We start from the raw sequence: 20,331 nt of genomic DNA on the forward strand, positions 1-20,331 counted from the left end.
TTTATGAAAATTGTGGTGCTATACAATAATCTTTGTAAACATACATCAAATTGCCTTTTACACCAAATTTTTTGCTTTTAAAATCTAAAAATATGCCTTTTACTCATTAGATTCCGAATTCTACCTGAAACATTCCAGTCCATGAATTACCCACATTTTCAAAACTGGAAAGTCCTTCCAGCCACTTATAGCCTACATTTGCCTGAAATTTAATTCTATGTCCGTTGACATATCTGGAAAAACCAAGAAGGACTTCATCCACTCGATCCTGAAACTGAATGATTTCTGGATCAGGTGTCACTTTTGAATATCTGAATGCAAGTTCGTGTTTTCTGTCCAACATTCTACTGATTTGGGTATTTAAACCCCATCCAACTTGTACTATCCTTATATCGCCCATATCATTGCTTGTAATGGGATCCAAAGAACTTCTTTCTAAGTACTCTCCCAAAACAGCCCAACCTCGGTATTTGAACACCCCATCTACTATCAAGCTGTTCATATTTCGTGCTTCAAACAGGTTCTGTCCCAACTGCCCTCCTGCCCTTACGGCTTTTTGATTGGCGGATAGGGTTATTCCAATTGAGAGCTTTGGATTTGTTTCAAATTCCAAATCTCCTTCTGAGTAATCTCCATTGTTCAAAAAGGGCCCAAAAGGAAGGTATTCCAATCTTCCGGTATAACTCAGTCCATTATTTATGGCTGAGGCATTTCTTCCATCTCCTGTTGTCAATGCCCCTTTGAACTGCAGTTCAGAGGTATTGCTAAAAGGAAAAGTTTTATACAAAAACAATCCAAAGTCCCTGTCAATGTTAAACAGAGCATTAGCGGTTGAACGGTCTGCAAACTGTAGATTCCCAGAACTGTTTACCCTTTGCCTGTTACCTGGAAGCTTGGATTGTCCAAATCCCAGGTAAAAATTTTGATTGACAATATAATAGACGATTGCATCCCTTATGGGCTGTGCAATCAATGTATTTTCCAAATCCAAATCTGCTTTAGAAAAAGCCAATTGAATATAATATTGTAATCTTGGATGCCCTACAAACCCATCTAACCGAAGGCGAAGTCTTCTAACCCGCATTTCAAATTCATTTACCCTGAAATCATCCCCTTCCAAGGTATTGAATCCTGCCCGGTTTTGCATTCTGAACCTGAAATTCATCAAAAACAGGGAATCTTTGGAAAAACTGATCCCATCCTCTACCAATAAAAGTGCCCTTTCATCTGTTTCCACCACTTGACCTGATGCCGGTGAAAAAAAAAGAAAAAACATCCAAAGAACCATCAGCAGTATGACTCTTTTCCCAGCTCTTAAGAACATTGTATCCACCTACTTTTTGGTTTCAAAACGGATTAAATATAAATCATTTTTACAAATATCAAATCAACCTGTTAAACAAAGACTATTTGGAATATTGTAATGCATTTTTAATCATTTAAAAAAATCAGCCTTTTGGGAAATGCATAAAACAAATCAATATTTCGAGGGATGCTTTTACAAGTGTTGAAATGCTTCTGTGTCCAAAATAGAACTGGGAATATATTGTTCTTGGTCTTTGGTGTGAATCACTTCAAAATTCCTGATATCCACATAATCGTGGAAATCTTCAGAAGTATTGATAATTACCCCACCAAGGAGGAAAATTTTTTCACATTTAAACTCATTGATGGACATCCTGACCAGACGGTTGATCTGTCTATTGATCTTATAGTAGGCTACTTCAGTGATTTCCTTTTTGGGATTCTCAGCATTCAAGATCCTTGTTTTAAAAGGCATCAACATCTGTTCGAGCAAGACCTGCTGATAATCGTACTCCACCAAATGGGGCACATAAGTTTCCTCTCCTTCAGTATCCTGCTGAAAGCGTTGCAAGGCCAACATCAGGGCGCCACAGCTATTGGTAAGCTTTTTCTGACCGACTCTTCTCATTCTGCCCAATTCTCCTTCATCTGTAATCCCTATATGAGGACCATAAAATATAAAGGCATCCCCTTCATCAGGAATATGGTGCGAGAAGGCAACCATCCCTGTCAGACCGGAATAAGGCAGACCCCCCAAGCCTCCCATTGAAAACGGCCTGTTAAGGACCTTTCTAAAATCGGTGGAAACATTCACATCATCTGAGCATAAAGATGTAGCAAAAAGCATTTTTTTAAGGTTTGTCTTATACTCTCTGGCAAGGAGATTCAAATAACTGAAAGTTATCTCTTCTCCTGTTTTAGCATTGGGATAATGCTGATTTATGATGGGTTCCATTTCCATAGCTTGAGGGATTTTTCTTTAAAATAGGAAAAAAGGCAATCAAATAGCGGTCTAATACAATATTTATATTTCTACGTAAAAAAAAAGAGCCAGTTAACATGCAACTGACTCTTTTCTGAAATATTATCAATGGATGGGCTAGACCCCGGCCTTGATCAGGTTCAGGGCAGAACCTGCCTTAAACCATTCAATCTGACCTTCATTGTAGGTATGATTTACTTTTATTTCATCCTTGCTGCCATCTGCATGGTTCAAAACCACTGTCAATGGCTTGCCGGGAGCAAAAGATGTAAGTCCAAGTATATCGATGGCATCATCTTCCTGAATCAGGTTGTAATCAGAAGGATTGTCAAAAGTCAAAGCCAACATGCCTTGTTTTTTCAGGTTGGTCTCATGGATTCTGGCAAAAGATTTCACCAAAATAGCCCTGACCCCAAGAAAACGGGGCTCCATGGCAGCATGTTCTCTTGAAGAACCCTCTCCATAATTTTCATCTCCCACCACAATGGACCCAATTCCCTGTTGCTTGTACTGACGTTGTACTGCAGGTACTTCACCATATTCACCGTTTAACTGATTCTTTACCTTGTTGGTCTCCTCATTGAAGGCATTTACTGCCCCGATAAGCATGTTGTTGGATATGTTGTCAAGGTGTCCCCTAAATCTCAACCAAGGACCGGCCATAGAGATATGGTCCGTGGTACATTTTCCCTTTGCTTTGATCAAAAGTTTTAGCCCTTTAAGGTCAATGCCTTCCCATGCCTGGAAAGGTTCCAACAATTGAAGCCTCTCAGACTTTGGATCTACCAATACCTCTACTTTTGAGCCATCAGCAGCAGGTGCTTGGTAACCTGCATCCTCAACTGCAAAACCTTTGGTGGGGAGTTCTAGGCCACTGGGTTCATCCAATCTTACCTGCTTTCCTTCCTCATTGGTTAAAGTATCCGTCATCGGGTTAAAGGTAAGGTCCCCTGCAATGGCCATCGCAGTTACGATTTCAGGAGAAGCCACGAAAGAATGGGTATTGGGATTTCCATCTGCCCTTTTCGCAAAGTTTCTGTTGAAAGAGGTAATAATGGAGTTCTTCTCTTGCTTTTCTGCACCATGACGTGCCCACTGCCCTATGCAGGGACCACAGGCATTTGCGAGTACTACCCCGCCCATTTTATCGAATACATTTAGGAAACCATCCCGGTCTACTGTAAACCTTACCTGTTCTGAACCTGGGGTAATGGTAAACTCAGATTTGGCAACCAGCTTTTTATCCACAGCTTGCTGCGCCAATGAAGCAGCCCTTGAGATATCTTCATAAGAAGAATTGGTACATGATCCTATCAGACCCACTTCCAATTTTGCCGGCCATCCGTTTTCCTTTACTGCTGCTGCAAACTTTGAGATTGGCCAAGCCAAATCCGGCGTAAATGGACCGTTGATGTGTGGCTCCAGTTCAGAAAGGTTGATTTCAATCACCTGGTCAAAATATTTCTCTGGATGGGCATAGACCTCAGGATCTGCATTCAAATGTTCTTTGATGCCATCGGCCAAATCCGCTATGTCAGCTCTGTCAGTTCCCCTCAGGTAAGCGCCTGATTTTTCATCATATCCAAAAATTGAAGTTGTGGCTCCGATCTCTGCTCCCATATTACAGATGGTTCCTTTACCAGTTGCAGAAAGCGAATTGGCCCCTTCTCCAAAATATTCTACGACACTACCTGTCCCACCTTTTACAGTCAATATGCCGGCTACTTTGAGAATAACATCTTTGGCTGCTGTCCAACCTGAAAGCTTTCCTGTCAATTTCACCCCTATTAGTTTTGGGAACTTCAGTTCCCAAGGCAAACCTGCCATCACATCACAGGCATCTGCACCTCCAACACCTATAGCGATCATTCCCAGACCACCAGCATTAGGCGTATGTGAATCAGTGCCTATCATCATACCTCCAGGGAATGCATAGTTCTCCAGGACCACTTGGTGAATGATACCTGCCCCTGGTTTCCAAAATCCTATTCCATATTTATTTGATACTGAGGCCAAAAAATCATAAACTTCTCTGTTTTTATCCTTGGCTTTATTCAGGTCAGCAGTAGCTCCTATTTCTGCTTGGATCAGGTGGTCACAATGCACAGTAGATGGCACTGCCACTTTATCTCTCCCTGCCTGCATGAACTGAAGCAGGGCCATTTGCGCCGTTGCATCTTGCATAGCAACCCTATCCGGGTTAAATTCCACATAAGACACACCCCTACCGTAAGCTTCCGTGGCTTCCCCTTTGGTGAGGTGTGCATATAATATTTTTTCGGTCAAGGTGAGTGGTCTTCCCACAGCTTTTCGGGCAGCCGCTATCCTGGAAGGATATTGATCATAGACCGCCTTGATCATTTCTATATCAAATGCCATTTCAAATTATATTTAATGTAAATATTGAATAGGTTACAAATTGTTCGCAAAGATAAAAATTCGGGGCAAAAATGGAAGTGAAATTACGCTATTGCCATTTATTTATAACCAATTTAAGAAAAGCACCTTAAGCTAACCAAATCAAAATAGAGAGGCCAAAAACAACTGTAGCGGCTAGAAAAAAGTAGGCAGTGTATTTAAATATTTCTTTTGCAGGAATCCCGGTAATGGAAAGTAATGGCAGGGCCCAAAATGGCTGCAACATATTGGATAGTTGATCCCCATAAGCGAATGTCATGACCATTTTGGGTAAATCAATTCCCATTTTTTGGGCAGCTTCCATCATCACAGGCCCCTGAATGGCCCATTGACCACCCCCTGAAGGGACAAAAAAATTGACGATGGCAGCGCTGGCAAATGATAGCAATGGGAAGGTGGCGGTTCCGGACCTCGCTACCATATCATCTGCCAAAAGGACAAGTAAGCCGGAATATTTCATCATCCCTAAGATTCCTGCATAAAATGGAAACTGGATAATGATGTCCGTTGCCCCTTTTACAGCAAATGAAAGGGATTGGACATAATCACTGAGACTACCATAAAATAGTAGCCCCAAGGCCAGTAAGGTAAAATTCACAAAATTGAGGTCTACTGAAGCCCATATTTGATCTCCGGAAAAAAATAATTCTCCACAGATTACCAAAATCATAACCAAGCCTAAGATCCAGCCAATTTTTTCTTTACTTTTTGAATGGGTGCTGCTGCCCGACTTACCCAAACTGACCTGATTCTTATCAAATTTTTTTAGCGAAAGTAGGTAAAGGACAATCAGCAATAGGATGATAAGAAACAGATTGACGTATAAATTGAAGGCGGAAAAGACTGTCTGATTTATAGGTATTACCCCCATTGACTCCTGTAAAAAGTGCCCCTGTTCAGCCACCTTTAGGGTTGCTGATCCTGAGAGCCCTCCATGCCATACCAACATCCCCAGGTAACCTGATGCGCCTACCAGGTAGTAGTTGATCTGTATATTATTTTCCTGAGCAAACTCCCCTATTTTCCTTGCCAAAATCGCTCCGAGTACCAAACCAAAACCCCAATTCAGATATCCTCCTGCCATTGCCATGGTACCGGTGAGCAAAACCGCATGGGTATTGTTTTTGATAAGTGCAGAGATTTTCCTTAGCCCTTTGTCTATAGGTGCAGATAAAGCCAGGGTGTGACCAAGGACCAAAATAAGCACCATTTGCATGGTGAATTCCAATAGGTCCCAAAATCCGGATTTCCAGAATCCCAAAACGCTGTAACCATAAGACAAGTGGGGCAGCCCTTCCGGCTTCGTCAGGACCAGAGCAAAAAGGAAAACGATTAAGCTTAACAGCAGGGCGATCTCAAAAGTAGAGGGAAAGGAAAAACGTTTTATCATAGGCTGGAACTGAAATTTTCTATCATCAGCAATTTAAAATTAGGGAAATTCCCAAAAAACAATCGGTTAATCCAGGAAAAAGGATCAGGGCTAACTCAGCTGTTTTAAAAAGGCAATGGTATCCACCCCATCCGCATAATCATCCAAGGCTGGACATTGGGCTTCGCCAAAAGGAAAACTACCTTCATACCATGCATCTTTACTGACTATGCACTGGATTTTATCCTTTACAAGTTCCAGCTTCTGTTTTAAATCCTCCTCGTTCTGGTAAAATTCATAGTAAAGCACGCCTATTGGAGAAACCAACTCCTCACTTTCTTTTAAAAGGAGAAAGCCATTATCCAAATGGGCTTCTTTGTTGACCAGAAAAATAGACTTATTGTAATCGTAATTATTGAGGTATTTGTGGTGACTGCTCAAAAAATTTAATTCCCCGATGCTGTCCAAAAATGCGTTTAAACTAGCGCTTTGCCTGATGTAGATTTTGGAAACATTTCTACACCCCAAACCAAAATATTGGAAAACATCCCTGGCCAATCCTTTATAATCTTCCACAGTCTCCTGTTCATTGAATATACCTACGGAAGTACGGTTTTTCCTGATAATATGGGGGTATTTGCCAAAATAATAATTAAAATAACGTGCCGAATTATCGCTTCCCGTAGCAATGTAGGCATCTTTTCCTTTCAGCATTTCTTCGAAAGTTACTGCTCTCCGGAACCTGGGTTCAATGTCACATAACTTATCGACCAACCATTGAATGGACTCCTTATCAGAGGAACTCAATTTTACAGAAGCATGGTGCCCCGAAATCAAAACAGAAAGCAAGTCATGAAATCCAACTGCCGGAATATTCCCGGCCATTAAGATACCTATATTCCTTGGTTCGGGCTCGTCATCCAATTTGTATTTACTGATCCAATCTCTGATTTGTCCTTCCTCTAACACGAGAGCCAAAGCTTGGAATGCAGAGCGGGTATGTTCTGGGGTAAACCAACTATTATTGTTTTGAATCCGTTGAGAAAGCTGTTCAAACTCATCTCCTTTAAGCTCTTTGATGGCTTTTCCCAAGAGGCTTAGGGCTTTTATTCTTTCTTCTAAGGTCATGAAATTTCTATTCTCCTGCAAAGATACCATTTCAGGAAAAGTATTTTTGGATAGAATGAATATAAATTACTTAGCATGACAACTTTTTTTTTGCTTCCTATGTTATTTGATTTGTAATTTTGAATTCTTGAAAGTGTTATAAAAATGAATCTATTATGGCTATAATGATAACTGACGAATGCATCAATTGCGGTGCATGCGAACCAGAATGTCCCAATACGGCAATTTATGAAGGCGGAATAGAATGGACCTGGGCCGGTGGTACCAATTTGAAGGAAGTAACTTTACCGGATGGCACTGTAGTTGACGCCAACCAAAAGCAAGAACCGGTTTCAGACGAGTTTTATTACATAGTGACTGAAAAATGTACTGAATGCACCGGGTTTCATGAAGAACCTCAATGTGCGGCGGTTTGTCCTGTGGATTGTTGTGTAGATGATCCAGATCATAGGGAGTCAGAAGAAGCGCTTTTGGCGAAAAAGATATATATGCATGGAGAATAAGAGGGGCTGATGCCCCTTTTATTTTTACAAATTCCTTTGCAGATACTTCTGATTTTAAACCGTTTACTATAAGAAATCAGACATTTGTTTAAAAAAATCTCTCAATTACCTTGAATTTATTTTTTGAATTCGTTTAACTTGTTGTTCAAATAATTACAAAACCAACCGATAAATTCTTTTGACAGTGGACGAAAACAGAGGTAATGACAGAGAAGAAATCTTCTCGAGGAGAGTAAAAGCAGGTAAAAGGACTTATTTTTTCGATGTAAAGGCAACAAAATCAAATGATTATTATTTGACCATTACAGAAAGTAAAAGAAGGATGAGAGATGATACTTTCACTTTCGAAAAGCATAAAATCTTTCTCTACAAAGAAGATTTTGGTAAGTTCCTTGATGCCCTTCAAGAAGCTGTGGATCATGTAAAAAATGATCTGATGTCAGATTTTGATTTTTCCCAGTTTGATAGGGAAGAACCAGAAAATGAACTTGACGATGAATTGAAATGGGATTAATTCCCATTTTTTAGTTTATTTAGGAGAAAGAAGCTCAAAGACAGACTTTGTTTGTCTAGGTTCATGCCTGTTGATTAAATTCAGGTGATGGACTCAGCGTCTTTCTCCTTTTTGTGGATATATGAAGAAACCCATCGTTATTCTCATTATTATTATCCTGCTCCTATTGGCAGCAGGTTGGTATTTCTCTAATATCACGCTCTATTTTATTTTCTCGGTGGTACTGGCTGCCATTCTGCGTCCTTTGACCAATAGGATCAATTCCATTCATGTTTTTGGGCAACATGTTCCAAGGTGGATTTCTATATTCATATCTTATATTGTGGTGGGGGTCATCGTTTTTTTGATTGGAGCCTTGTTTGTACCCCTTATTTCTGCCCAAATACAAGTGATCGCTACATATGATCTGGACTACATTTATGAACAGATACAAAACCCTGTAGGAAAGATCGAAGACTTTCTTTTCCAATATGAAATCATACAGAGCGAGCCCGGTTTTTTGATCAAGCAGGTCAGGGAAAATCTTGTAAGTAGTTTTAGCATGTTGAATGTGCAAGGCATAATCAACACGATATTGAATACCACGAGCTCTATTCTTTTAGGTTTTATGGCCATTTCCTTCATCACCTTTTTTCTTTTACTGGAGAATGGACTCCTGAGAAGAAACATTATGGATTTGGTCCCCAATTCCTATTTTGAGTTGGCTGTGGCGACTTTTAATAAAGTGGAAAGACTCTTATCCAATTATCTGGTAGGTTTGGTGATCCAATTGAGCTGTATCTTTTCCTTGGCAGCTATAGGGCTTACCCTCATGGGAATAGAATATGCATTGACCATAGCCATGTTTGCCGCTGTAGCCAACCTTATTCCTTATGCAGGCCCTATCCTCGGAGCTACTTTTGGTGTGATAGTGGGTTTATCTACCGGAAGCTTTGAAGGCTCAAATGAAATATTTTTTATGATCATTAAGATCCTTTCGGTATTTTCCGTGGTTCAGTTGACAGACAATGTAGTCTTACAGCCATTAATTTTCTCGAAATCAGTAAAAGCACACCCTCTTGAAATTTTTGTTATTATCTTTGCCGGTGCAAAAATCGCAGGCATCCTTGGGATGATCTTTGCGATTCCTGTATATACTATATTTAGGGTGTCCTTTTTGGAGTTCTACAAAGGGTACAGGGAGTACAGCATCTTTAAACTGTAAAAAGAAAAATCAACAATGGCTTTACAATGTGGTATCGTTGGACTTCCCAACGTAGGTAAATCTACTTTATTCAATGCGCTGTCGAGTGCGAAGGCAGAGGCAGCTAATTTCCCTTTCTGTACCATTGAACCCAATGTGGGAGTGGTTACTGTTCCGGATAGAAGACTTAAAATTTTGGAGGACCTGGTCAATCCCAATCGGGTAATCCCCACCGTAATCGAATTTGTGGATATTGCCGGCTTGGTAAAAGGCGCGAGCAAAGGAGAAGGCCTGGGCAATAAGTTTCTGGCCAATATCAGGGAAGTAGATGCCATCATTCACGTGATACGCTGTTTTCAGGATGACAATATTGTACATGTGGCGGGCAGTGTGGATCCGGTATTTGACAAAGAAGTTATTGATACCGAATTGCAATTGAAAGATCTGGAATCTATAGATAAAAAAATTGCCAGGATTGAAAAAATTGCCAAATCAGGTGATGCAAAGGCCAGGAAAGAACTTGACATCCTGCAGCAATTCAAAAAGGGCTTGGAATCAGGAAAAAATGCCAGGGCCATTGAAATAGAAAGGGAGGATCTAGAGGCCGTCCGAGACCTGCATTTGCTGACGATCAAACCCGTACTCTACGTGGCCAATGTAGATGAAAGCGCTATCATAAGTGGTAATGCTTATGTGGAGCAGCTCAAAGAAGCGGTCAAAGAGGAAAATGCAGAAGTAATCGTGCTCTGCGCTGCCATAGAGTCCCAGATTGCGGAATTTGAGGATCCAGAAGAAAAATCAATTTTCCTGAGCGAGTACGGGCTGGAAGAAAGCGGTTTGAACAAACTTATAAATGCTGCGTATAGGTTATTAGATTTGATCACCTATTTTACCGCAGGTGTTCAGGAGGTTAGGGCTTGGACCATCAAAAAAGGCTGGAAAGCTCCACAGGCAGCTGGCGTAATCCATACAGACTTCGAAAGGGGTTTTATCAAGGCAGAAGTAATCAAACTTCAGGATTATGAAAAGTTCAAGACTGAAGCAGGTTGTAGAGAAAATGGTAAAATTGCGATAGAAGGCAAGGAATATATTGTAAAGGATGGAGATATTATGCATTTTAGATTCAATGTGTAACGATTCTTTCAAAAAAATTTGTACTTTTGCAAGAAACCAAACAAATTTATAGCGTTTAATAATCTTAGTTAACAATTGTTTAAATTTTATTTTTAATTACCGTGAGAATAAGACTAATATTTTCCCTGAAAAACAAAGGTGCTTATTTACCCTTTCATCACCAGTACATTCTGGCACAGTACCTAAAGGGACTCATCGTTAAAGGTGGGCGTGAGGAGTTTTTCAACTACAATTACTTCAACTTCTCTGGACTGAAAGGTCAGACCAAAGTAAGTAGAAGTGGACTTCATTACTATTCCAGTTTAGTCACCCTAGTGCTTTCATCACCCAATGAAGATTTTATTGACTATTTACTGGAGCAGGTATTTGATACTCCAAAAGTTGAGTTAGGAAACCTCATTCTTGCCCCCGAGTACACAGAACAGGAAATTGAACCTGAATTGGAGAGTTCAAACAAATTTGTTTGTATTTCCCCTTTGGTGTTGATTACCCCTTCTTTCAATGATGAGTCAGGCAAACGTTTCATCAACCCAGATACGGATGAATTTTCTGATCTGCTGTATGAATCCACGCTTACAAGGATGGAAAAGTCCGGTTGGTATAACCAGGAACAAATGGAATCTTTCTATAAATTCCAGGTCGTACCGGACATGAATTATGTAAATAAGCTCAGAGAGCAGCAAAAGAAATTTGCAAGAATCTACTCTGTTTATGACATGGATGTAAAGTATGAAGTGAGGGGCTACACGCTTCCATTCACTTTATATGCAGCCAAAGAGGTTCAGGACTTTGTGTTCAAATGTGGATTGGGAGCATTTACCCACAAGGGTTTTGGAATGCTGGATCTTGCCAATCACCTGCCGAGCCAAAGAACAGAACCTTATAAGTTTAAAAGAGAAGGTTTTATCCCTTACAAAGCCCATACGGAAAGACAAAAACCGGATGAGCTAGACAAGGAAAGTGAAAAAGAAGATTAAAAAAATCCCGATCAAATGGTCGGGATTTTTTTTTATAACCTTCTTTTATTTGGGTTAAGATTGAAATATCCTATCAATTCATCATACCTAGATCCCATATCCCTGTAGTACACCAGTACCTCATACTCATTTTCAGTTTCAAAAAAGCTCCCTTCAATGGGTAAGGGATTCCAGCCATCCTTTTCCTTATAAGCATATTTGTAATCGTACCAACCCTGCTTCAAAATAAGGGTGGTTTCATAGGTATTGGTTTTGGAATTGAGCGTCATTTTTGCATCAGGGCTAAAGCCCCATTCCGTGAGCGCCCCGATTACATAAGGTGCATCAGATAGTCCTTCGGCAGAAAGATTGAATGTCATCACCAGGTATTCACTTTCCAATTCATGGTTCATTCTTTCCATGTTCATAATGGCGTATTGGCCATTAAGGTCCAAATATTCGGAATAAACCGTATGCTGCCTGCTTTTGTCCAATCCACCTTCTGCATAAACTACATCTTCTTCCATACGCACCGCGCTTACATTAATCCCCCTTGCCCTTACCATTCTCAAATCCACAAACCGGAATTCATTACCCGCGTAGAAAGCATTGCTGCCATCAAACAGATTGTACTCAATCATTTTGATATCCTCCCGCAACATGGTGGGATTTCCCAATACTTTGATATTGTCCCATCTTTGGTTTTGGCGGAGCATCACCCTGAGGTTGTTTCTGGGATCAAATAAATCTCTCCCCTTGTAATTGAGATTGACATTGATCTGCTGCACTTGCCTTCTTGTCTCAGTCTGACTTGGGGGTACTATCCTAGCCGCCAGGTTGACCATGTTATTGAACACCATGAATCTCTTGGTCAAAATCACCTGGTTGGGATCTCTTCCCCTATATACTACAGCTACATAATTGCCTGATTTAAGCACCCTAGGAAGTACAATATTGTAGTGAATATAAGGAATTCGGGTATCTATAGAATAATTGTAGTCATTGATATTGAATTCATTGAAAGCTTCCAAGTACTCAGGCTCTTTCAAGTCAGACGGAGTCCAGTCCATGTTGCAATGGATAAGCTTGACGGAGTACATATCCGGATCGTATGCCAAGTCATCAAATGTCAAGTTCAACTCCACACCACTGTTCAGTCCGATTACAGGGGAATTGAGCTGGGCAGAAAAATCACCACTGTTGGGAAAAAGTCTGACCGATTGGATATTTTCTTCAAAAATACGATCATAATAAGCTTTATTTCCCTGTGACCAGCCTTGCTGATTTAAAATAATAATTAAAGCTAGGGTTAATAAACTGCGCATATCAATGTAATTTGGCTCCTGAATATTAGGATGAAAGATCAAAGTTCATGCCACCCTTTCCTCTCAAATTTCAACCTGCAGGTTTTCAATTTGTTCTGCAAGTTGCTCCCATTTTTTGTTCAGTTCCTCCTCTTCCGACTGCAATTCGCTATAACGTCGGTTAAGACTTTCCAGCTTATCCATGTCAGAATAGATCTCTGGCAAAGCCATTTCCTCTTCCAAAGCCTTTTTTAACCCCTCACATACCGTGATCTTTGATTCTACCTCTTCCAGTTCAGTTTCCTTCTTTTTGAGTTCTTTTTTGGCCATTTGGATTTCCGGATCAGACAATTGTTTTTTCTTTGGTTCCCTCTGTTTCAGGGGCTGCTCTTTTTTTTCAACCTCTTGCTGTTGGGATTTCCAAAAAGTAAATTCCTCATAAGTCCCAGGATATTCTTTGATTTCGTGGTCTTCTATATACCATATCTTATTGGCTACCCCTCTTATGAAATGTCTGTCATGCGATACTGTAATAAAAGTCCCTTCATATTGTTGCAAAGCCTGAATAAGGATATTCACAGACTGCATATCCAGGTGGTTGGTAGGCTCATCCAATAAAAGAAAATTGGCCTCAGATATCAATGTTTTGGCCAGTGCCACTCTGGATTTTTCTCCACCAGATAGTACTTTGATCTTTTTGAAAACATCATCATTGGTAAACAAAAAGCAACCAAGCACATTCCTGAGTTCAGTATCGGTTTTACCTGAGCCTGCCTGCTGCAGTTCCTGTAAAATCTCATTTTCTACATGCAGGGCTTCAAGTTGGTGCTGGGCATAGAAAGATTTGATGACATTATACCCCTGTTCTCCCTTACCTTCAATTTTTTCGGTCCCATCAATAACCCTCAACAAGGTAGATTTCCCTTTGCCATTTGCTCCAATAAGGGCGATTTTATCTCCTCTTTCAATGCGTGCAGATGTATATTTGAGGATGGTCAGGTTTCCATAAGATTTGGATACATGATCCAGGACCACTACATCTCTACCGGATTTTTTAGAAAATTTAAATTTAAAATTTACTGCAATATTGTCATCTACAACCTCTGAAACCCTTTCCATCCTATCCAAGGCTTTGATCCTGGACTGTACTTGATTTGACTTAGTGGCTTTGGCACGGAAACGCTCTATAAAGCGTTCCGTCTGCTTGATCATTTGTTGCTGGTTTTCATACGCATTTTGCTGGATTTCCATCCTTTCCTTTTTTTCATTTTGGAAAAATGAGTAATTCCCCGCGTAGCTTGTCAATGTGCCGTTGGAAACCTCAACTGTTGTTTCTATGCAATTGTTGAGAAATTCCTGGTCATGGGATACCACAATAACAGCTCCCTCATAAGTTCTGAGGTAATTTTCTACCCATTGGATGGATGGAAGATCCAGGTGGTTGGTAGGCTCATCCAGCATGAGAAGCGAAGGCTTCTCCAAAAGTAATTTGGCAAGCATTACCCGCATTCTCCATCCTCCTGAAAATGTCTTTAGAGGTCTTTGGAGGTCTTCCGTAGCAAATCCAATTCCTTCCAGAACTTCTTCTGCCTTGGCTTTGATCGTGTATCCTTCATTGGCCTCAAATTGATCCTGAAGTTTAGCCAACTTATTGATGACAACATCAGAATAGTCTGTTTCCATCTCTTTCAACACTTCATTGATGTCATCCTGCAATTTGAGGGTCTCTTTAAATGCCTCCAAAGCCACATCCAGAATACTGTCTTCCGATTGATAGGAAAGCAGGTCCTGATTAAGAAAGCCAATGCTACAGTCTTTGGCTTTTTGTACTTCCCCTTCGCTGGCTTGGATATCCCCATGAATGATTTTAAGTAAAGTGGATTTACCTGTCCCATTGAGTCCCACTAATCCAATTTTGTCCTTTGGTTTGATGTGCAAAGAAGCGTGTTCGTATAGGGCCCTGCCCCCGATGTAATATGAAAGATTATTAATGGATAACATGGTGCAAAAATAGTCAAAGTCTTTTTCTATATGGCAAAATAAAAAAATAAGGAGGAAAGGGTGCTGAAAATAAAAAAACAGTTTACAGTTCAAAAGGAGAAAAGCGCATCTATTGAAAAAAACTAACAATTGATGAATGAATTGATTAAATTAGAGTCTAATCAATCCCAATCAGACATGATAAGACATTCCATTGCTTTAATTTTATTGCTCATTTCTTTTTCCTGTACAGGACAAAGCACATCGAGCATTATCCAATTGGAAACTATTCAGCTTCCTGATGGCTTTGAAATCGAGGTTTGGGCAGAAGATATCCCGGACGCCAGGTCCTTGGCGATGAATGAAGATGGAAGCATTATCTTTGTTGGTAACAGACAGGGTAAAAATGTATATGCCATTCAGGACAGTAATGGAGATGGAAAAGCTGACAAAAAATATACTTTGGCTACAGGACTGCGCATGCCCAATGGTGTGGCATTTAGGGATGGTGACCTGTATGTGGCAGAGGTCAGCCGTATACTGAGATTCAGAGATATCGTGTCCAATTTGGATAAGCCCAATTATGAGGTGGTTTTTGACCAATACCCCGACAAAGCCCACCATGGATGGAAATTCATTGCTTTTGGTCCTGATGGGATGTTATATGTACCTGTTGGAGCCCCTTGTAATATCTGCGAGTCTGAAGAAATATTTGCATCAATCACCCGAATTGATGTTAGGGCAAACAATATCCAACCTGAAATCTTTGCAAATGGTGTGCGGAATACTGTGGGGTTTGATTGGCATCCTCAAAGTGGCGAGCTTTGGTTTACCGATAATGGAAGAGACATGATGGGTGACGATATTCCAGACTGCGAACTCAATCATGCTCCTGAAAAGGGGATGCACTTTGGCTACCCTTATTGGCATGCCGGCGATGTCAAAGACCCTGAATTTGGAAATAAAGGCAAAGGTAAAGATGCCTATATTGCTCCAGCAGCCAAATTAGGGCCTCATGTGGCTCCTTTAGGCATGCGTTTTTATACAGGCCAACAATTTCCCGATAGATTCCAAAATAATATCTTTATTGCCAAACACGGTTCTTGGAACCGCAGTAAAAAAATCGGCTATCAAGTGACCAATGTTGTCCTTGATGCATCCCAAAGGGTAGTTAGAGAAGAGGTTTTTGCAGAGGGCTGGCTGAATCATGATACCCAAGATGTCTGGGGAAGACCAGTAGATGTACTTCAACTCCCCGATGGCAGCCTTTTAGTATCTGATGATATGGCGAATTGTATTTACAGGATAAGCTATAGGAATTAGGAAAAAGGTTAAAGGGAAAAGGGGAAAGGGGAAAGGGGCTTTCCCCAATCCTTTCACCATTTACCTCGTCCCTTTCCCCTTTCATTTATTCATTAAATCTTCGATTTCCTCCGCTTCAATCGGGATATTGCTCATCAGGTCAAAAAAGCCTTTTTCCTCTATAACAATATCATTTTCAAGGCGAACACCTAGACCTTCCTCTTGAATATAAATCCCAGGTTCAACTGTGAAAACCATGCCTGGACTGATGGGTTCATGCATGGTTCCTACGTCATGAACATCCAAGCCAAGGTGATGGGATGTTCCATGCATGAAGTATTTTTTATAAGCAGGCCACTTAGGGTCTTGATTTTTGATGTCAGTTTGATCCAATAACCTCAAACCTAGAAGTTCAGACTGCATTATCAAACCTACTTCCTTGTGGTAATCCTGAATATTGACTCCAGGCCTTAAAATGTCTATGGCACCCCTTTGAACCCTCAGGACAGCATCATAAACCTTGCGTTGTCTTTCCGAAAATCTGCCATTCACAGGGATAGTTCTGGTCATGTCCGCATTGTAATTGCCATATTCAGCTCCCACATCCATCAGAATAAGGTCTCCATCTTTACAGGTTTCTTTATTTTCTATATAGTGGAGTACGCAGGCATTCTTACCTGTAGCTATAATAGGTTCATAGGCAAATCCTTTACTTCTATTCCGAACAAATTCATGGATAAACTCAGCCTCAATCTCATATTCTGTCACACCAGGCTGTAGAAAGGACAGAATTCGTCTAAAACCTTTTTCCGTGATATCGCAAGCCACTTGTAGCTGATCAATTTCTTCCTTTTCTTTCACTGCCCTCAACTGGTGCATCAATGGGGCTACTCTGTGGTATTGGTGCAGTGGATAACGTGCTTTGCAAGTTTTTATAAATCGGGCATCTCTGGTTTGCACTTGAACGGCCGCCCTCAAATGTTCATTGGTATTTAAAAAGACATGATCACTTAGGGCCATCAGCGTATTCAGTACGCCATCAAAATTTTCTACCCACTGAATATTTTCAATTCCGGAAGCTTCAAACGCTTCTTCTACGGTATATTTATGTCCTTCCCAAATTGCTATATGGTCACTGGTTTCTCTCAGGAAAAGGATTTCTCTCATATTGGGATCCGGAAAATCAGGGCAAAGCAGCAAAATACTTTCTTCTTGGTCAATTCCTGTCAAATAAAATAAATCATTGTTCTGCCTGAAACGCATGGTTCCGTCCGCATTGGTAGGTAAAATATCGTTGGAATGAAAAACAGCCAATGACTTTGGTAGCAGCTTTTGGGCAAGCTTTTTGCGGTTTTTAATGTACAGACTTTTAGGAAGTGTTCGGTATTTCATATTGCTTTTTTGAATGATGGTGTTGCCCCCAAGGACTATGAATTATTACTTTAATTAATATTACTCTAAATTATCAATAAGGACTGGGTTAAAAAAGCATTCTTATTTAATTTACCCCTTGCTTTTAATTGAATAACCCATCACAATTCGTTTAATTTTGTACCTTAAAGGCAGGAAGGATTTTACATGCAATATAATCTAAAAACATTGCCCAATGGCATTCGCATTATTCATCAAGAAGTCACCCATACCCGGATTGTGCATTGCGGATTTATTCTCAATATAGGGAGCAGGGATGAATCCAAAGAGGAAGAGGGAATAGCCCATTTTTGGGAGCATATGGCATTCAAGGGTACAAAAAAAAGAAAGGCATATCATATCATCAATCGATTAGAGTCTTTGGGAGGAGAACTGAATGCTTACACTACCAAAGAAAAGATCTGTTTCTATTCCAGCACTTTAAAAGAACATTATGCCAAGGCAGCAGAGCTTTTGTTTGATATCACCTTCAATTCCACCTTTCCCAAAAAGCAGATCGAAAAAGAACGTCAGGTAATTTTGGAGGAAATGGCCATGTACAGGGACTCCCCTGATGATTCCATCCAGGATGATTTTGATGCCCTGATATATGAAGGCCATGCGCTTGGCAGAAATATCCTAGGCACAGAAGAGACAGTGGGGAAATTTACGCAAGAGGATTTTTTTGACTTTGTATCCAGTAGACTGGATACCACCCAAGTAGTTTTTTCAGTGATCGGCAATATCAGTTTCCAAAAAGTGCTGAAGAAAATTGAAGGGCTGTTGCAGGAAATTCCGGTGAAAAGGAGTTTGTATGTCCGCAATGGGTTTTCCATGTACCATCCCAAAACCAAGATGGTTTTAAAAGATATCACCCAGGCGCACTGTGCCATTGGGAAACCGGCCTATTCTTTATATGACCCCAGGAGATTTAAACTTTATCTCCTGAACAATATTCTAGGTGGGCCAAGTATGAATTCCCGTTTGAATATGGCATTAAGGGAAAAACATGGTTATGTATACAGTGTAGAATCCCATTATCAGGCTTATTCAGATACCGGTTTTCTAGGTATTTTCTTTGGTACCGAACAAAAAACTGCCAACAGGGCCAGAAAACTTGTCCTCAAAGAAATGGAAAAATTAAGAGCACAAAAACTTGGCACCCTGCAACTGCATATGGCCAAAGAGCAGGCTATTGGACAAATGGCAATGGCTGAGGAAAATTACGCCGCTTTGATGCTGGTTTTTGGAAAAAATCTGCTCGATAAAGGAAAAATAGACTCCCTCGACAGTATATTTGAAGTGATAAGAAGTACAACTGCGGAGGAATTATTGGATATTGCCAACGAAATATTTGATCCACATCAAATGAGTTATTTAACCTATTTACCTACTTAAAATGGAATTTATTTCCCAGGATTTGCTTACGTACTGCGAACTTCACAGTGAAGAAGAAGACCCACTTTTAAAATATATTTCCAGAGAAACGCATACCAAGGTTTTGATGCCCAGAATGCTGTCTGGTCATCTTCAGGGGAAGTTCTTGGAATTTCTGGTAAAAATGCAAAGACCTGCTGCTATTCTTGAGATTGGGACCTATACAGGGTATTCCGCAATATGCATGGCCAGGGGACTTGGAGAGCATGGAAAATTGATAACTTTAGATATTAATGAAGAATTAGAAACAATGGTGCGTAATTTTTTTGAAAAATCAGGATTAAACCATAAAATTGATTACAGAATTGGAAACGCACTTGAAACCATCCCCTTATTGAAGGAAAATTTCGATATGGTTTTCATTGATGCGGATAAAAGTAATTATATCAATTACTACAATCTGATAATAGACCGTGTAAACCCTAATGGAATGATTATTGCAGACAACGTCCTTTGGTCTGGCAAGGTAATTGTTAATGATGGCCAGAAAATTGACAAGGATACACAAGCTATTTTAGATTACAACCGAATGATTAAAAATGACCCTCGGGTTGAAAGTTTACTTTTACCAATTAGAGATGGTTTAATGTTTGCAAGAAAATTATGAAAAGTATCAAAAATTTATTCTTAGGAAATTTAATTCTTTCTTTCCTTCTCCTTAATTTTTCTTTTGAGGCCCTGGCCCAAGCACCTGAAGTTCCCAGAGAAATGCAATTTGCAGATCTTACTATCAGGATCAATGAACAGGCAAGAAGGGAAATTCAACTGGATGTAGATGCGCTGCACCGCAATAAGATTTATTTCAATAACAAGGCCGAGCGGGCTAGCCTTTACTTCCCTTTCGTTGAAAGAGAGCTGAGAGAAGCCGGAGTTCCTGAGGATTTCAAATACCTGGTTTTACAGGAATCAAGTCTTGTAGCTGATGCGGTTTCTTCCTCCAATGCAGTTGGTTTTTGGCAATTCAAGCAAGGTACAGCAGAAGAGGTTTTCCTTAGGGCCGACATGCAAATTGACGAAAGAAAAAACATCGTTTCTTCTACCCGAGGAGCAGCTAGTTACCTCAAAAAGAACAATGCACAATTTGATAATTGGATGTGTGCTTTGGTATCTTATCAAATGGGTCTCGGTGGTGCAAGAGCTTATTTCGGAAGCCAATTTAATGGCAAAAAAACCATTGATGTGGACAGAAACTCTCACTGGTATTTTAAGAAATTTCTTGCCCATAAAATAGCTTTTGAAAATCAGATTGGGAATGTGCTGGTTAGCAACACGCAATACCTGGAAGAATTTAAGGTTAATGGACCGAGCTCTTTGAGAGAAATTTCCAAAAACCTTGGAGTCAGCGAAGAGCAGTTGGTTGAACTGAATAAATGGGCTGTTAAAGGAGAAATTCCAGGGGATAAAAC

Annotated in this window: 17 protein-coding genes; 9 read left to right on the forward strand and 8 right to left on the reverse strand. The window is 40.2% G+C overall.

Features of this window, described 5'->3' with window-relative positions:
• Positions 1-106: 106 nt before the first annotated feature.
• From QZT73_RS13720 to QZT73_RS13740, 5 genes are all read right to left on the reverse strand, one after another.
• Positions 107-1,324 (reverse strand): porin, encoded by a 1,218-nt coding sequence (locus tag QZT73_RS13720; protein ID WP_291788702.1) that lies wholly within the window; start codon positions 1,322-1,324, stop codon positions 107-109.
• A gap of 174 nt (positions 1,325-1,498) precedes the next feature.
• The gene (locus tag QZT73_RS13725) at positions 1,499-2,260 is read right to left on the reverse strand and encodes a hypothetical protein (protein ID WP_291782785.1); all 762 of its coding nucleotides are present in this window, start codon (positions 2,258-2,260) and stop codon (positions 1,499-1,501) included.
• A 144-nt stretch (positions 2,261-2,404) separates the two neighbouring features.
• Entirely contained in the window at positions 2,405-4,666 is a 2,262-nt protein-coding gene (locus QZT73_RS13730) for an aconitate hydratase (RefSeq protein WP_291782782.1), read from the reverse strand.
• A gap of 127 nt (positions 4,667-4,793) precedes the next feature.
• Positions 4,794-6,095: a TIGR00366 family protein gene (locus tag QZT73_RS13735; RefSeq protein ID WP_291788704.1), complete on the reverse strand. Its 1,302-nt coding sequence runs from the start codon at positions 6,093-6,095 to the stop codon at positions 4,794-4,796.
• Between the two features lie 90 nt (positions 6,096-6,185).
• Complete coding sequence (locus QZT73_RS13740) at positions 6,186-7,202, reverse strand: acyl-CoA reductase (RefSeq protein WP_291782776.1); 1,017 nt, start codon at positions 7,200-7,202, stop codon at positions 6,186-6,188.
• 155 nt (positions 7,203-7,357) lie between these two features.
• Here QZT73_RS13740 and QZT73_RS13745 point away from each other — a divergent pair, with 155 nt between their 5' ends.
• The 5 genes from QZT73_RS13745 (at position 7,358) to cas6 (ending at position 11,513) form a co-directional block, all read left to right on the forward strand.
• Positions 7,358-7,705, forward strand: coding sequence for a 4Fe-4S dicluster domain-containing protein (locus QZT73_RS13745; RefSeq protein ID WP_291782774.1), 348 nt, complete (start codon positions 7,358-7,360; stop codon positions 7,703-7,705).
• 184 nt (positions 7,706-7,889) lie between these two features.
• Positions 7,890-8,219, forward strand: a complete 330-nt coding sequence (locus QZT73_RS13750) for a DUF3276 family protein (RefSeq protein ID WP_291782772.1) — start codon at positions 7,890-7,892, stop codon at positions 8,217-8,219.
• Between the two features lie 121 nt (positions 8,220-8,340).
• Positions 8,341-9,423: an AI-2E family transporter gene (locus tag QZT73_RS13755; protein ID WP_291788705.1), complete on the forward strand. Its 1,083-nt coding sequence runs from the start codon at positions 8,341-8,343 to the stop codon at positions 9,421-9,423.
• Between the two features lie 15 nt (positions 9,424-9,438).
• The gene (gene ychF / locus QZT73_RS13760; protein ID WP_291788706.1) at positions 9,439-10,536 is read left to right on the forward strand and encodes a redox-regulated ATPase YchF; all 1,098 of its coding nucleotides are present in this window, start codon (positions 9,439-9,441) and stop codon (positions 10,534-10,536) included.
• Between the two features lie 101 nt (positions 10,537-10,637).
• Entirely contained in the window at positions 10,638-11,513 is an 876-nt protein-coding gene (gene cas6 / locus QZT73_RS13765; protein ID WP_291779774.1) for a CRISPR-associated endoribonuclease Cas6, read from the forward strand.
• 32 nt (positions 11,514-11,545) lie between these two features.
• Here cas6 and QZT73_RS13770 read toward each other — a convergent pair whose 3' ends face one another.
• Together QZT73_RS13770 and QZT73_RS13775 are read right to left on the reverse strand one after the other, a co-directional pair.
• Positions 11,546-12,817 (reverse strand): DUF5103 domain-containing protein, encoded by a 1,272-nt coding sequence (locus tag QZT73_RS13770; RefSeq protein ID WP_291779777.1) that lies wholly within the window; start codon positions 12,815-12,817, stop codon positions 11,546-11,548.
• Between the two features lie 63 nt (positions 12,818-12,880).
• Positions 12,881-14,797 (reverse strand): ABC-F family ATP-binding cassette domain-containing protein, encoded by a 1,917-nt coding sequence (locus tag QZT73_RS13775; protein ID WP_291788708.1) that lies wholly within the window; start codon positions 14,795-14,797, stop codon positions 12,881-12,883.
• A gap of 177 nt (positions 14,798-14,974) precedes the next feature.
• Here QZT73_RS13775 and QZT73_RS13780 point away from each other — a divergent pair, with 177 nt between their 5' ends.
• Positions 14,975-16,099 (forward strand): sorbosone dehydrogenase family protein, encoded by a 1,125-nt coding sequence (locus tag QZT73_RS13780; protein ID WP_291779785.1) that lies wholly within the window; start codon positions 14,975-14,977, stop codon positions 16,097-16,099.
• Between the two features lie 81 nt (positions 16,100-16,180).
• Here the strand turns inward: QZT73_RS13780 and QZT73_RS13785 are convergent, their stop codons facing one another.
• Positions 16,181-17,470 (reverse strand): aminopeptidase P family protein, encoded by a 1,290-nt coding sequence (locus QZT73_RS13785; RefSeq protein WP_291788710.1) that lies wholly within the window; start codon positions 17,468-17,470, stop codon positions 16,181-16,183.
• A gap of 186 nt (positions 17,471-17,656) precedes the next feature.
• Here QZT73_RS13785 and QZT73_RS13790 point away from each other — a divergent pair, with 186 nt between their 5' ends.
• The 3 genes from QZT73_RS13790 to QZT73_RS13800 all read left to right on the forward strand — a co-directional run.
• Complete coding sequence (locus tag QZT73_RS13790) at positions 17,657-18,886, forward strand: pitrilysin family protein (protein WP_291788712.1); 1,230 nt, start codon at positions 17,657-17,659, stop codon at positions 18,884-18,886.
• A gap of 1 nt (position 18,887) precedes the next feature.
• Positions 18,888-19,532 carry an O-methyltransferase gene (locus QZT73_RS13795; protein WP_291788714.1) on the forward strand — a complete coding sequence of 215 codons (645 nt, stop codon included), beginning with the start codon at positions 18,888-18,890 and terminating at the stop codon, positions 19,530-19,532.
• Positions 19,529-20,331 (forward strand): transglycosylase SLT domain-containing protein (locus QZT73_RS13800; protein ID WP_291788716.1); only part of this gene is annotated, 803 nt, incomplete at its 3' end. The genes QZT73_RS13795 and QZT73_RS13800, both read left to right, overlap by 4 nt.

This window comes from Cecembia sp. (genome assembly GCF_007126775.1).
GTDB lineage: Bacteria > Bacteroidota > Bacteroidia > Cytophagales > Cyclobacteriaceae > Cecembia.